The 14,065-nt window shown below is 73.3% G+C and carries 14 protein-coding genes and 1 pseudogene; 14 read left to right on the top strand and 1 reads right to left on the bottom strand.

The features are described 5' to 3' along the window. Window positions 1-2: 2 nt before the first annotated feature. From ACOJUI_RS06830 to ACOJUI_RS06875, 10 genes and pseudogenes are all read left to right on the top strand, one after another. Window positions 3-947, top strand: a complete 945-nt coding sequence (locus ACOJUI_RS06830; RefSeq protein WP_422117633.1) for an NAD kinase — start codon at window positions 3-5, stop codon at window positions 945-947. A gap of 13 nt (window positions 948-960) precedes the next feature. Further along, window positions 961-2,709, top strand: coding sequence for a DNA repair protein RecN (gene recN / locus ACOJUI_RS06835; RefSeq protein ID WP_422117315.1), 1,749 nt, complete (start codon window positions 961-963; stop codon window positions 2,707-2,709). Continuing rightward, window positions 2,706-3,884 (top strand): putative cytokinetic ring protein SteA, encoded by a 1,179-nt coding sequence (gene steA / locus ACOJUI_RS06840; RefSeq protein WP_422117316.1) that lies wholly within the window; start codon window positions 2,706-2,708, stop codon window positions 3,882-3,884. Before recN ends, steA begins: the two co-directional genes overlap by 4 nt. Before the next feature lie 14 nt (window positions 3,885-3,898). After that, complete coding sequence (locus ACOJUI_RS06845) at window positions 3,899-4,978, top strand: copper transporter (protein WP_422117317.1); 1,080 nt, start codon at window positions 3,899-3,901, stop codon at window positions 4,976-4,978. Then, window positions 4,975-5,769, top strand: coding sequence for a hypothetical protein (locus ACOJUI_RS06850; protein ID WP_422117318.1), 795 nt, complete (start codon window positions 4,975-4,977; stop codon window positions 5,767-5,769). The genes ACOJUI_RS06845 and ACOJUI_RS06850 overlap by 4 nt, the downstream gene beginning before the upstream one ends. Next, a complete protein-coding gene (locus tag ACOJUI_RS06855) occupies window positions 5,766-6,026 on the top strand; it encodes a hypothetical protein (RefSeq protein WP_422117319.1) in 261 nt (86 codons plus the stop codon). The genes ACOJUI_RS06850 and ACOJUI_RS06855 overlap by 4 nt, the downstream gene beginning before the upstream one ends. After that, the gene (locus ACOJUI_RS06860) at window positions 6,011-7,525 is read left to right on the top strand and encodes a lipid II flippase MurJ (protein WP_422117320.1); all 1,515 of its coding nucleotides are present in this window, start codon (window positions 6,011-6,013) and stop codon (window positions 7,523-7,525) included. The genes ACOJUI_RS06855 and ACOJUI_RS06860 overlap by 16 nt, the downstream gene beginning before the upstream one ends. Next, window positions 7,522-8,535 (top strand): glycosyltransferase, encoded by a 1,014-nt coding sequence (locus ACOJUI_RS06865; protein ID WP_422117321.1) that lies wholly within the window; start codon window positions 7,522-7,524, stop codon window positions 8,533-8,535. Before ACOJUI_RS06860 ends, ACOJUI_RS06865 begins: the two co-directional genes overlap by 4 nt. Window positions 8,536-8,609: 74 nt before the next feature. Next, window positions 8,610-10,333: pseudogene (locus ACOJUI_RS06870) on the top strand (CTP synthase). Window positions 10,334-10,337: 4 nt separating this feature from the next. Continuing rightward, window positions 10,338-10,982 (top strand): NUDIX domain-containing protein, encoded by a 645-nt coding sequence (locus tag ACOJUI_RS06875; protein WP_422117322.1) that lies wholly within the window; start codon window positions 10,338-10,340, stop codon window positions 10,980-10,982. Window positions 10,983-11,191: 209 nt separating this feature from the next. Here the strand turns inward: ACOJUI_RS06875 and ACOJUI_RS06880 are convergent, their stop codons facing one another. After that, entirely contained in the window at window positions 11,192-11,794 is a 603-nt protein-coding gene (locus ACOJUI_RS06880; RefSeq protein ID WP_422117323.1) for a 2'-5' RNA ligase family protein, read from the bottom strand. An 85-nt stretch (window positions 11,795-11,879) separates the two neighbouring features. On the opposite strand from ACOJUI_RS06880, the gene ACOJUI_RS06885 reads away from it, so the two are divergent. From ACOJUI_RS06885 to ACOJUI_RS06900, 4 genes are all read left to right on the top strand, one after another. Beyond that, complete coding sequence (locus ACOJUI_RS06885) at window positions 11,880-12,242, top strand: hypothetical protein (RefSeq protein ID WP_422117324.1); 363 nt, start codon at window positions 11,880-11,882, stop codon at window positions 12,240-12,242. 52 nt (window positions 12,243-12,294) lie between these two features. Further along, entirely contained in the window at window positions 12,295-12,936 is a 642-nt protein-coding gene (locus tag ACOJUI_RS06890; protein ID WP_422117325.1) for a hypothetical protein, read from the top strand. Window positions 12,937-13,160: 224 nt separating this feature from the next. After that, window positions 13,161-13,637 carry a kinase gene (locus ACOJUI_RS06895; RefSeq protein ID WP_422117326.1) on the top strand — a complete coding sequence of 159 codons (477 nt, stop codon included), beginning with the start codon at window positions 13,161-13,163 and terminating at the stop codon, window positions 13,635-13,637. Between the two features lie 233 nt (window positions 13,638-13,870). Next, window positions 13,871-14,008: a hypothetical protein gene (locus ACOJUI_RS06900; RefSeq protein WP_422117327.1), complete on the top strand. Its 138-nt coding sequence runs from the start codon at window positions 13,871-13,873 to the stop codon at window positions 14,006-14,008. Window positions 14,009-14,065 lie beyond the last annotated feature (57 nt).

Raw genomic sequence — 14,065 nt, forward strand, 5'->3', positions numbered from 1 at the left:
GCATGCGACGCTTCCTGCTGTTCATCCACACCGGCCGGCGGGCCGCCCTCAGCGCCGCGCTCACCGTGCTCGAGGAGCTGCGCCTGCGCAACGTCCGCGGGGTGGTGGTCGCGCAGCAGGTCGAGGAGATCCTCGGCCTCCCGGAGGGCTTCGCGCCGCCGAGGCTGCTGACCTTCCTCACCAACGGCGGGGTCGACATCGCCGAGGCCATCACCTCGCAGGACGATCTCGAGCTGGGGGTCGTGCTCGGCGGGGACGGCACCATCCTGCGCGCCCTCGAGGCCATCCGCGAGGCCGACATCCCGGTCCACGGCGTCAACCTCGGACACGTCGGCTTCCTGGCCGAGAGCGAGGTCGAGGACCTCTCCGTCACCGTGGCCCGGCTGCTGGACGGCGACTACGAGATCGAGAAGCGCTCGACGCTGGACATCCTCGTGCTCGACGCCGACGACCAGCCCACCGCCCGGCACTGGGCCCTGAACGAGGCCTCCCTCGAGAAGGCCGACCGGCAGAAGATGATCAACGTGGCCGTCGAGATCGACGGCCGGCCGGTCTCCTCCTTCGGGGCCGACGGGATCCTGCTGTCCACGCCCACCGGCTCCACCGCCTACGCCTTCAGCGCCGGCGGCCCGGTGATCTGGCCGGAGGTCGACGCGATGCTGGTGATCCCGCTGGCCGCGCACGCCCTGTTCGCCCGCCCCCTGGTGCTGGGCCGCTCCTCCGTGGCAGCGGTCGAGATGACCTTCGACAACCGCGAGGGCGGGGTGCTCACGCTGGACGGCCGCCGGGTCGAGGAGATCACCGCGGGCATGCGCATCGAGGCCCGCCTGTCCCACCAGTCCGTGCGCCTGGCCCGGCTGGCCCCCACCCCCTTCGCGGACCGCCTGGTCGAGAAGTTCCAGCTGCCCGTGGTGGGCTGGCGCGGCCGCGGCCCCCGGACCCGCTGAGCGGGGGAGCGAGATGCTGTCCACCCTGCGCATCCGCCACATCGGCGTGATCGACGACGCCCTGCTCGAGTTCGGCCCCGGCTTCACGGTGCTGACCGGCGAGACCGGCGCCGGCAAGACCATGATCGTCACCGGGCTGACCATGCTGCTGGGCGGTCGGCTGGACCGCGGCCGCACCCGCGAGTCCAGCACCGTGGACGGCACCCTGTCGCTGGCCGGGCACGATGAGCTGGCCACCGCCCTCGACGAGCTGGGGGCCGACGAGGACGACGGCGAGGTGCTGGTGGTGCGCCGGGTGACCCGCGACGGCCGCTCCCGCGCCCAGCTCGGCGGGGTCCCGATCCCGATCGGCACCCTCGCCCGTCTGGTCGGCACCGCCGTCACCGTCCACGGCCAGTCCGACCAGCAGCGCCTGCGCGACCCCGACGCCCAGCGGGAGGCGCTGGACCGCTTCGCGAGCCAGGAGATCGGCCCGCTGCGCGAGCGGCACCGCGAGATCTGGCGCGAGCGCTCCGCCCTCACCGAGCGCCTCGCCGCGCTCGATGCCCTGCTCGCCGAGCGGGACCGGCGCGGCACCGCCCTGCGCGAGGCCCTCGAGCGCCTCGAGCAGGCCGACCCGCAGGTCGGGGAGGACGAGGCCCTGCGCACCGAGCTGGAGCGGCTGGGCAGCGCGGAGGAGCTGCGCGGCGCCGCCGGTCAGGCCGTGCTGGCCCTGGTCGGGGACGACGACGGCCCGGCCGCCGGTGCCCTGCTCGACGTCGCCGGGGAGGTGCTGGGCCGCGCCGCCCGCACCGACGCCACGCTGCAGCCGCTGGTCGAGCGGCTGGACGCGATGCGGATCGAGCTGTCGGACGTGGCCGCCGAGATCTCCCGCTACGCCGATGACATCGACGCCTCCCCGGGGCGCCTCGAGGAGGCCAATGCGCGCCTCCACGAGCTCACCGTGCTGGTGCGCGACCTCGGCGCGATGCTCCCCGGCCCCGACGGCCCCGCCGAGGACATCACCACCCTGCTGGAGACCTCCCGCACCGCCGCCATCGAGCTGGACCGCTTCGAGGGCGCCGAGCAGGAGCGCGGCCTCGCCGCCGCCCGGCTCGCCGAGCTCGAACCGGAGCTCGCGGCGGCCGCGGACGCGCTCACCGCGGCCCGCACCACCGCTGCCGCCGCGCTGTCCGCCGCGGTCCAGGAGGAGCTGCGGCACCTGGAGATGCCCGACGCCGCGATCCGGGTGGACGTGAGCGTGCAGAGCCACCGCTCCCACGGCCGCGACGCCGTCGCGATCCTGCTGGCCCCGCACCCCGGCGCCGAGCACCTCCCCGTCGGCCAGGCCGCCTCCGGCGGCGAGCTCTCCCGGGTGATGCTCGCCCTCGAGGTGGCGCTGTCCTCCTCCCGCAGCGACCGCTCCGCCGCACCGGTGTTCGTCTTCGACGAGATCGACGCCGGCATCGGCGGCCGCGCGGCGCTGGCCGTCGGCCAGCGCCTGGCCCGCCTCGCCCGCCATGCCCAGGTCATCGTGGTCACGCACCTGCCGCAGGTCGCGGCCCATGCCGGCACCCACCTGCAGATCGTGAAGTCCTCGCGGGAGGGCACCACCTCCTCGACGGTCGAGCACCTCGACCGGCCCGGCCGGATCCGGGAGCTGGCGCGGATGCTCGCCGGGGATGCGGCCTCCGACCTCGCCCTCGCCCACGCCGAGGAGCTGCTGGACGAGGCCCGCACCGTCACCGGCGGCGAGAGTCCCGCGCGCGGAGCCGGGGGATGAGCCCGGGCCCCCGGGCCGTCACCGGCACCGCCCGGCTGGGCAAGCGCACCAAGGACCTCACCAAGCGGCTGCAGCCCGGCGACATCGCGATCATCGACCACGAGGACATCGACCGGGTCGCCGCCGAGGCCCTGGTCGAGCGGGCCCCGGCCGCCGTCCTCAACGTCGCCGCGTCCACCTCCGGCCGCTACCCCAACGCCGGCCCGCGGATCCTGCTGGACGCGGACATCCCGCTGGTCGACGGGCTCGGCCCCGCGGTGTTCGACGGGATCCGCGACGGGCAGCGGATCACCGTGCGCGGCGGCGAGGTGCTGCTCGAGGGCGCGCTCGTGGCCCGGGGCGCACGGCAGGACGAGGCGAGCGTCACCGCCTCCCTGGAGGTGGCCCGGGCGGGCCTGTCCGAGCAGCTCGAGATGTTCGCCGAGAACACCCTGGAGTACATGCTGCGCGAGCGGGACCTGCTGCTGGACGGCATCGGCGCCCCCGACGTGCGCACCCGGCTGGACGGCCGGCCCGCGCTGATCGTGGTGCGGGGCTACCACTACAAGGAGGACCTCGCGACGCTGAAGCCCTTCCTGCGGGAGAACCGCCCGGTGATCATCGGCGTGGACGGCGGCGCCGATGCGGTGATCGAAGCCGGGTTCCGCCCCGACCTGATCATCGGCGACATGGACTCCGTCTCCGACCGCGCCCTGCGCAGCGGCTCCGAGCTGGTGGTGCACGCCTACCGCGACGGCCGCGCCCCCGGCCTGGAGCGCCTCGAGGCGCTCGGCGTCGCCCAGGACGCGATCGTGTTCCCGGCCTCCGGCACCAGCGAGGACATCGCGATGCTGCTGGCCGACGAGAAGGGAGCCTCCGTGATCGTGGCGGTCGGCACCCACGGCACCCTCGAGGAGTTCCTGGACAAGGGCCGCGCCGGCATGAGCTCGACGTTCCTGACCCGACTGCGGATAGGCTCCAAGCTCGTCGACGCCAAGGGCGTCTCCCGCCTGTACCGTCAGAGGATCTCCACCTTCCAGCTGGTGCTGCTCGCACTGGCCGGCCTCTTCGCCCTCGCGGTCGCCCTCTGGGCGACCCCCGGCGGGCAGGCGCTGGTGCAGATCCTCGGCGCCCGCCTGGACGGCATCCTGTCCTGGTTCGTCATGCTGTTCTCACCCCGGGGCACCGGGCCGTAGGAGGGTCCCGACCCGTGATCGATTTCCGCTACCACCTCGTCTCCCTGATCTCGGTGTTCCTGGCGCTGGCCGTCGGCATCGTGCTGGGGGCCGGTCCGCTGCGCGAGAACCTCGGCGACCAGCTCGCCGGACAGGTCGAGCAGCTGCGCACCGAGCAGGAGCAGCTGCGCACCGAGGCGACGGACCTCTCCGCCCGCAACGACCAGCTCGCCTCCTTCATCGCCGAGCTGGGCCCGGACCTGGTGGCCGGCACCCTCGACGGAGCGCAGGTCGCGGTGCTCACCGACGACCGCTCCACCCGCCCGGGCATCGACCGCCTGCTGGGCCTGCTCGACGGGGCCGGGGCCGCGCCCGCGGTGCGGATCGGCCTGGAGCCGGCGCTCTGGGAGCCCGGCCAGGAACCGGCCCGGGCCGCCGCCGTCGAGGAGATCCGGGGCATCGCCCCCGCGGCGCTGCCCGGCGACCCCGACGGGACGCTCACCGACGCCGAGCAGCTCGGCGCGGTGATCCCGGCCCTGCTGCGACCGGCCGACGAGGGCGAGCTCACCGCCGAGCTGCGCTCCCAGGTGTGGCAGGTGCTCCGGGACCAGCAGCTGATCACGGTCGACGGTGAACTGCCCGCGGCGGTCGACGCGGTGGTCTACGCGAGCGCCGCGCCGGAGGCGCTGGCCGACGCGAACGAGGACGAGGCGGAGGCGACCGCGCGCGCCCAGGGCCTGCTCGCGGTCCAGACCGCCCTGCTGCGCACCCTCGCCGAGACCTCCCTGCCGGCCGTGGTCACCGCCGCCACCCCCGGCAACGACGCCTCCACCGGCATCCTGCGCACCGTGCGCGGCGATGCCGCCTTCGACGCCCTCTCCACCACCGACCGGCTGCAGGAGCCCGACGGCCCGCTGCTGGCGGTGCTCGCCCTGGTCGAGCAGCTCCGCGGCGGCGCCGGCGCCTACGGCACCACGGCCGACGCCCAGGATCGGCTGCCCGCCCTGCCCGAGACCGAGGGCCTCGTCGACGGCGCCCCCGAGCAGGACGGCGCGGACCAGGATGCGCCCGTCGACCAGGGCGCCGGGCCCTCCGACGGCGGGGGCCAGGGATGAGCGGCGCCCTGCGCAGCGAGCTGCGCCGCACGAACTTCCAGGGGCGCGAGGTGAGCCTCGCCGAGGGCGCCCTGGTGGTCGCCGGCCTGACCGCCCTGGCCGCGCGCGGCGGCGCGCGCGGCACCGACGTCCTCGTCCTCGCCGGGATCGGGGCGCTGGGCCTGACCGATGACGTGCTCGAGCCCCGCCAGCGCCGCGCCGGACGTCCCGTCTCCAAGGGCCTGCGCGGCCACCTGGGGGCGCTGCGGGCCGGGCACCTGACCACCGGGGCCGCCAAGGCCCTCGGCATCCCGCTGCTGACCCTGCTCGGCGCCGCCGCGGCGCCCCCTCCCCGCGGCGGGGCGATGGTGCTATCCGATGCGGCGCTCGCGGCCGGCTGCGCGAACCTCGCGAACCTCCTGGACCTGCGCCCCGGCCGGGCCCTGAAGGCCGTGCTGCCCGCGGCGGCGCTGCTCGCAGGGGCCACGCCGGGGACCGGGCGCGGCCGCAGCGGGCGGGATCTCGCCCGGGCGGCGCTGCTGCCCGGTCTGCTCGCCCTGCCCGCCGACCAGCGTGAGCACGGCATGCTCGGTGACGCCGGGGCGAACGCCCTGGGCGCCGCCGTCGGCACCGCCGCGGCCCGCGCCCTCCCGGTCCCCGCCCGCCTCGCGCTGCTGGGCGCGGTCGTGGCGCTGACGCTGGCCAGCGAGCGGATCAGCTTCAGCGCGGTCATCGAGTCCACCCCGGCGCTGCGCGCCCTGGACCAGCTCGGACGGCGCCCCGCCCCCGGGCCGGCAGGGCAGGGCCGATGAGCGCGCCGGACCCGCGGACCCTGCCCGCCGCGACCCTCCCGCGCAGCGCGATCTCCCGGGCGGTGCTGCGCGGCGCCGGGGTGATCCTGGTGGTCACCGTCATCGCCCGCATCGCCGGGTTCGTGCGCTACCTGGTGTTCGGCGCGAGCGTGGGCGCGGGGGACGTCGGCACCGCCTACGCCACCGCGAACCTGCTGCCGAACGTGCTGTTCGAGATCGTCGCGGGGGAGCCCTGGCCGCCGTGGTGGTGCCGCTGATCGCCGGCCTGGTGCCGGAGCGGGACGGCGGGAGCGCCGCGGAGACCCCCGCCGAGACCCCCGCCGTCACCGTCGGCGAGCCGGGGGCCGCAGCGGCTCCGCGACCGGGACCGGTCGGCGCGCAGCGCGCCGACCGCATCGTCTCCACCCTGCTGACCTGGACCCTGCTGGGGACCGCCCTGCTGGCCGCCGGGGTCATCGCCACCGCGCAGGAGCTCGCGCAGCTGCTGCTGGCCGCCGACGACCCGGGCTCAGGCGGCGTGGTGCTGGGGGCGACGCTGCTGCGGATCTTCGCCGTCCAGCTGCCCCTGTACGGCATCTCCGTCGTGCTGGCCGCCTACCTGCAGGCCCGCAAGCGGTTCCTGTGGCCGGCGATGATGCCGCTGCTGTCCTCCGTGGTGGTGATGGTCTCCTACCGCGTCTACGCCCACCTGGTGCCGCCGGTGGCCACCACCACCACCATCGACTCGACCGCCGTGGCCTGGCTGGGCTGGGGCACCACCGCGGGCGTCGCGGTGATGACGGTGCCGGTGGCGATCGCCGCGCTGCGGGCGGGGCTGCGGCTGCGACCGGCCCTGAGGATGCCTCCCGGCGACGGACGCCGCGCGCTGGCCCTGGGCGGCGCCGGGCTCGGCGCGGTCGGCGCCCAGCAGCTCGTGCTCGCCCTGGTGTTGCTGCTGGCGATGCGGGCCGGCGGCGTGGGCACCCTGCCGGTGTTCCAGTACGCCCAGGCCCTCTACCTGCTGCCCTTCGCCGTGCTGGTGGTGCCGCTGGTGACCTCCGTCTTCCCCCACCTCTCGGAGATGCGCCTGGTGGGGGACCTGTCCGGCTTCGGGAAGGTGGCCGCGGCGTCCGTGCGCACCGTGCTGGTGGTCTCCGTGCTCGGGGCCGCGGCGCTGATCGCCGGCGGCCCCGCGCTCGAGCAGTTCTTCCGCCTGATCGACCGCTCCGGCGCCGCCGGCGTCGGCTCCGCCACCGCGGCCCTCGCCCTCGGCCTGGTGGGCTTTGCCGTCACCACCCAGTGCACCCGCGTCCTCTCGGCCGCCCTCCGCGCGAAGGACGCGCTGCTGGTGGGATCGGTCGGCTGGCTGCTCGCCGCCGCCCTGATCCTGATCGTGGTGCTCTCCAGCCCGCAGCGCTCGGCCGCGGAGGCCGCGACCGTCTTCGGGGCGGCCATCGCCCTGGGCATGGCGGTCTCCGGGCTGGTGGGCCTGGCCCGGATCGCGGACATCGTCGAGCACGGCGGCCACCTGCCGCAGCTGCGCCGCACCGCGCTGCTCGCCCTGCTCGCGCTGCCGGTCGGCGCGGTGCCCGGGCTGCTGCTGGGCAAGTGGCTGGTGACCACCGCCACCGGTGAGATCGGCGCCGTGGCGGCCGGGATCGCCTGCGGCCTGGTGGCCGCGCTGCTGGCCGGGGCGGTGATGACCGGCGCGGACCCCGAGCTCACGGGCCGGGTGCTGCGCCGGCGGCGCCGGGACCCCGAGCGGACCGCGCCGTGAGGGTGCTGCTGGTGCGCCCGCGAGCCGGCGGGGGACTGGCCGCCCACGTCGACCAGGAGCTGGCCGAGCTCCGCGCGGCCGGCTGGGAGGTGGCCGAGGCGGGCGTCGAGATCCGGCCGCGGCCGCACCTGTCGACCGACCTGCGCACCGTGCGCGCCCTGCGCCGCACCGTCGGCGCCGCCGGGGCGCCCATGGCCGTCCACGCCCATGGGCTGCGGGCCGGGGCCCTGGCCGCGCTCGCCGTGCCGCGGCGCGGGGGCCACCGCCTGGTGGTGACCCTGCACAACCGCACCGTCGGCTCGCTCCCGGTCCGCACCGTCGGGGCGCTGCTGCTGCGCCTCCTGGTCCGCCGCGCCGACACCGTCCTGGCCGTCTCCCCGGACCTCGCCGAGGACGCCCGCCGGGCCGGGGCCCGGGACGTCCGCCATGCCGTGGTCCCCGCCCCGCCGCGCCCGGCGACCGCGCCGGCCGCGCCGCGCCGCGCCCCCGGGGACGCGCTCGAGGTGCTCGTCATCGCGCGACTGGCGCCCCAGAAGGGGCTGCACGACCTGCTGGATGCCGCCGCCCGGCTGCGCGACGGCGCCGGGGTGCGGATCCGGATCGCGGGGGAGGGGCCGCTGCACGAGGAGCTCGCCGCCAGGATCCGGGCCGAGGCGCTGCCCGTCGAGCTGCTGGGACGGCGCGAGGACGTCCCCGAGCTGCTGGCGGCGGCGGACCTGGTGGTCTCCGCCGCCCGCTGGGAGGGCCAGCCGGTGGCCCTGCAGGAGGCGCTCCAGGCCGGCCGGGCGATCCTCGCCACCGACGCCGGCGGCACCCGCTGGGTGACGGGCGAGGCGGCCCGCCTGGTGCCCGTCGGCGACGCCCGCGCACTGGCCGCGGCGATCGCCGAGCACCGCGATCCCCGCCGGCGCCGGCAGGCCGAGCAGGCCTCCGCGCAGCGGGCCCGGGACCTGCCCACGGCGCGCGACCTCCTCGCCCAGCTCACCGAGGTGCTCGCCGCAGCCCCTTGACCCTGGTAGGTTGACAGTCCGTGGCAGACACCAGCGGAAGCGCCCCCCTCACCAGCACCGGCCCCCTCCCTCGGATCGCGCAGGCCGCCTCGGCCAAGCCGTTCCGCAACCCGGGCATCACCAGGCACATCTTCGTGACGGGGGAGTGGTCTCCAGCCTCGGCAAGGGACTGACCGCCTCCTCGCTGGGGATGCTCCTGCGCAGCCGCGGGCTGCGCGTGACCATGCAGAAGCTCGATCCGTACCTCAACGTCGATCCGGGCACCATGAACCCCTTCCAGCACGGTGAGGTGTTCGTCACCGAGGACGGCGCCGAGACCGACCTCGACATCGGCCACTACGAGCGCTTCCTCGACGAGAACCTCAGCGCGGCCGCGAACGTCACCACCGGCCAGGTGTACTCCAGCGTCATCGCCAAGGAGCGCCGCGGCGAGTACCTCGGGGACACCGTGCAGGTGATCCCGCACATCACCAACGCCATCAAGGAGGCGATGCGCTCGCAGGCCGGTGACGACGTCGACGTGATCATCACCGAGATCGGCGGCACCGTCGGCGACATCGAGTCCCAGCCCTTCATCGAGGCCGCAAGGCAGGTCCGCCAGGACCTCGGCCGCGAGAACGTGTTCTTCGTGCACGTGTCGCTGGTGCCGTTCATCGGGCCCTCGCAGGAGCTCAAGACCAAGCCCACCCAGCACTCGGTGGCCGCGCTGCGCTCGATCGGCATCCAGCCGGACGCGATCGTGCTGCGGGCCGACCGGGAGCTGCCCGCCTCGGTGAAGGCGAAGATCTCCTCCATGTGCGACGTCGACATCGACGCGGTCGTCACCTGCGCCGACGCCCCCTCGATCTATGAGATCCCGCTGGTGCTGCACAGCGAGGGGCTCGACGCCTACGCGATCCGGCGCCTGGACCTGCTCAGCCACGACGTGGACTGGACGCAGTGGGAGGAGCTGCTGCAGCGCGTCCACCACCCCGCCTACGCGGTCACCGTCGCGCTGGTGGGCAAGTACGTGGACCTGCCCGACGCCTATCTGTCGGTCACCGAGGCCCTGCGCGCCGGCGGCTTCGCCCACAGCGCCGAGGTGACCATCCGCTGGGTCGAGTCGGACCGCTGCGCGACCCCGGAGGGGGCGCAGCAGGAGCTGCGGGACGTCGACGCGATCGTCGTGCCCGGCGGCTTCGGGATCCGCGGCGTCGACGGCAAGGTCGGCGCCCTCCACCACGCCCGCACCCATGGCGTGCCCGCCCTCGGCCTGTGCCTGGGCATGCAGTCCATGGTCATCGAGTACGCCCGCCACGAGCTGGGCCTGGCCGACGCCCACTCCACCGAGTTCGCCCCCGGCACCGCGCATCCGGTGATCGCCACCATGGCCGAGCAGGCCGCGATCGTCTCCGGGGAGGGGGACCTCGGCGGCACCATGCGGCTGGGCTCCTACGACCACACCCTGGTCGAGGGCTCCCTGGCGGCCCGCACCTACGGCACCACCGAGGTCGCCGAGCGCCACCGCCACCGCTACGAGGTCAACAACGCCTACCGCGAGCAGCTCGAGCAGGCCGGGCTGCGCATCTCCGGCGTCTCGGCCGACCGCTCCCTGGTCGAATTCGTCGAGCTCGACCCCGCGGTGCACCCGTACTATGTCGGCACCCAGGCCCATCCCGAGCTGAAGTCCCGTCCCACCCGGGCGCATCCGCTGTTCGCCGGCCTGATCGGCGCGGCGGTCGAGCTGCAGAAGGCGACCCGCCTGCTCGAGGTGGAGCCGGAGATCCCCGCCGCCGACGCCGTCCAGGACCAGGAGTGATCCGATGACCCAGCCCGAGCAGTCCGCAGCGCCGCTGCGGGACGAGCCCGCCCAGCGCCCGGTCGCCCACCGGGAGGTCCTGCACGAGGGCATGGTGTGGGACCTGGTGCGCGACACGGTCGACTTCACCGCCGACGTCCGCTTCGACCGCGAGTACGTCTGGCACACCGGGGCGGTCGCGGTGCTCGCCGTCGACGAGCAGGACCGGGTGCTGCTGATCCGGCAGTACCGCCATCCCGTCGGCCACAGCCTGTGGGAGATCCCCGCCGGCCTGCTCGACCTGGACGGCGAGGCCCCGCACGTCGCGGCAGCCCGCGAGCTCGCCGAGGAGACCGGCTACGAGCCCCAGCAGCTGTCCACCCTGGTGGACCTGCGCCCGAGCCCCGGCGGGAACGACGAGGTGATCCGGGTCTACCTCGCCACCGGGGTCCGCGCGAGCGCGCAGGAGTTCGAGCGCACCGACGAGGAGGCCGAGCTGGTCAGCCGCTGGGTGCCGCTGTCCGAGGCGGTCACGGCAGTGCTCGAGGGACGCCTGACCAACGCCACCACAGTCAGCGCCCTGTTGGCCCTGCACGCGCTGCGCCAGGGCGCCGCGGCGGCGCCGCGTCCGGCCGACGCCCCGTTCATGGAGCGCCCGGGTCGGGACTGAGCCGGGCCGCCGCACGCGGGGCGATGTCCCCGTGATCACAGGCGACACCTGGTAGTACCAAGATCGCGACTCCCGGTGCACATTCGCAACCGCCGGAGCGTCCTCGAGGGAAGCCAGGCGTATGGAAGCCGGGCCGCTAGAACCGTTGGCGGCGTGCATCTGCGGAGCGTACTGGCCGGGGCCTCGACGGAGGGGCGTTCCGCGAACGGTCATTGATGACTCAGCGGCATGCTCCTGGAAGGGGTGGGTGCTGTGGGAGCGAGTGCGTATGAGTGAACCCGCGTCCAGGGCGCGGGTCGTGTTCTGCCGTCCACGGGGGGACCGGCCCACAGCTCCATGCTCTGAACGAGTTCGGAGAAAGGGAGCGCGTCATCGATGGCGCGAGCTGCTGTCTGCAGCGCAGAGACCGGCGCGGCGTTGCCGACCGTGAGATGAGGGACTACCTCGGCTAAGGGAAAGTCTCCGGCGAACGGCGGGTAGGCCGGGAACGCTGACGCCACATCGGCTATCAGGGCATGGACTTCTCGCGCTGCACTGACCTCGACGTACAGGACTCGGTCTCCGAACCAGGCAGTTCGGTGCCCCTCGATCTCGAACGGACCATGCTGACGCCCTAGGTGAGCGAGGCGGGCGTGGTCCTCCGCGTCTATCTCTTCCAGAGGCTTGAACGGGAAAGCGACCGTCACGTGCGCGGGGATGCCATCTGCCGCAGCCAGGTCCAGCTCGCGTCGGTGGGTACCGACGACTCGCTCCGCCGCGAGTACGGGCAGCAGAAGCGCCGTCTGGGTTCTCTCGTCGTCCCCCACGCTCATGCAGCTACCGTACCGGCCGGGTGTTCCATAAACGGTCGCATCCGACATGCCCCGGGAGCGGATGTCGAGGCGGCATACTCGCCCGATGAAACCCATCAAAGTGCGGCTCATGAACGAGTACACGGTCGACTGCCCGCTCTGGGGTCCAGAAGGTGCCACGGACTTCGAGGACTGGGAGCTCTCGCCGCAGCTCACGGAGCGATTAGCGGCCTGGGCAGCGTTCTTCAACGCGCACTTCCACGAGGACCACGGCTTCCCCTCCGTCGAGATGGCCCGGAAGCACCGCGCCGAGGGGATCGCGCTGCAGCCTCTCGTCGCCGAGGAACTCGGACCGCGCTACATGGTCGTCGGCGACTTCTGGGAGACCGACGACCTGGAACACCCACTGCAGGGGCTGGTGGACAGGTTCGTCCGGGCAGTGGCCGGACGGGGGCGGCAACCTCGCTGATGCGCTGGAGGTGAACGGTGGCTGATGGACGACTGGTGTGAGAAGTTGACCCATGGACTGGTACAGGACACCGGGGTGGACCCTCGCGGAGCAAGAGCACTTCGAGCGCAAGCTCGCTCGCGCGAGGAAAGAGAACAGGGCCGAGTATCTGCGTATCAAGGGCCTATCGCTCGAGGACGCCGGAGCCACCGATGCGGCACGCACCCTGTTTGTGAGGGCGGCCGTAGAAGCAGGCAAGAACTACTTCTATCAAAGCTCCGCCCTGGAGCATTTGGCGAACTCTTTGGCCGACGACGACCCGGCGGAATCCGAGCGACTACTGCGCCGGCTCATCGAGATGAACCCGTCGCTCAACGGCACAGCGCATATGGCAGAGGTCCACCTCGCTCAACTCCTCATTCGTCGCGGTACGCCCGAGGCACTGAGCGAAGCTCGCGAGCATCTCGGATCCTGGGATGCGAGGGCCGCCGTTGACTTCTCTGTACAGCTCTTCGAGGCCGCTGTTGCTCGTGCGCGATGGAACGAGGCCACCGGAGATGCGGCAGCCGCTGCGGAGTGGGCAGCCCACGCTCTTGAGCTCGCCGCGGTCGAATCTCCCCTGAAGAACGTCCCGGAGCTCGCGGTTCAAGACCTCGATGACGAATTGGCCACCTGGCTCACCGACCTGGCGGGAGGGTCCGACACGGCCCTGTGACTACAGCGCCATAAACGGTCGTTTGCGGCCCGCGGTCGCGGGGCCGCATGAGCGGTCGATCGCTGCGGCCGCCACGCGCCGGAACGCAAATCCCTCGAGTGCCGCACGGCTCGACCAGCGTTCCGGTGAGCATCAAGCGACTCCGACGCGTCACGGGAATCGGCCCCAGCCAGAGAGTTGGGCTGGACTCCGAGATCAGGACACGCTCACGACATGATGAGCCGATGACCTCAGCGCCGGTTCTCGTGATCCTCCGTGGCAACTCTGCCTCGGGGAAGTCCACCATCGCCCGAAAGGTGCAACACCACCTTCCCCAAGGCCGTATAGCGGTGATTGGTCAGGAGTCCGTGCGCCCCGATGTCCTCTGGGAAGAAGGCGCCAAACCCGTCGCGACCATCGCAGTTACCGAGCTCATGGTCCATCACTGCCTCTCGCAAGGGCGCACAGTGATCCTCGAGGGCATCCTCGAAGTGGCACGCTACCGCCAGATTTTCCAGCGGCTGCTGCATGATCATGATGGGCCAGCCCTTGTGTACTACCAGGACGTGAGCCTCGCGGAGACGCTGCGTCGGCATTCGCTCAAGCCTATTGCCGGGATCGTGAGCGACGACGAAGTAGCGTCCTGGTACGTCGAGCGCGACACGCTGGGACTCCCAGCAGAAGTACTACTTCCCGAGCGCAGGGCGAGGACAATCTCGTGACGCGGATCGTCTCTGATCTCGCCACGCTCGGCGAACGGGTGGAAGCAAATCTCCCGCAGGACTACGCGGCCAGCCATCGAGCGCCCTGAATCAGCGCGTTCTACTGGGGCATACTCCAAGATGCCAGGCGAGGCTCGTGACCGCTGCGGTTACCAATAGGGTCCCGTACGGAAATCTGGTGACGCATCTGCTATGCGGACGCGCCGACCACCTCAGCGGGACACTATGGCCGCATGTTCTTCTCGCTGTCGCGCTTGCCGCCTTGGCGCCAGCTGCGCAACGACGGCGACGCGCTGGCCGCGGTCGGCATCGTCGGAATGGTCCTCATCGCCCTCATCGACGGCGGACTGCGATGGGGAACATCGGGCTGATCATCACCGTCGGCGCGCTGCTGCCGCTCGGCGCCCCCGCGGCGAGGTGGTCGCAGG

It is taken from the genome of Brachybacterium sp. UNK5269 (assembly GCF_049266655.1).
In the GTDB taxonomy this organism is placed as follows: domain Bacteria; phylum Actinomycetota; class Actinomycetes; order Actinomycetales; family Dermabacteraceae; genus Brachybacterium.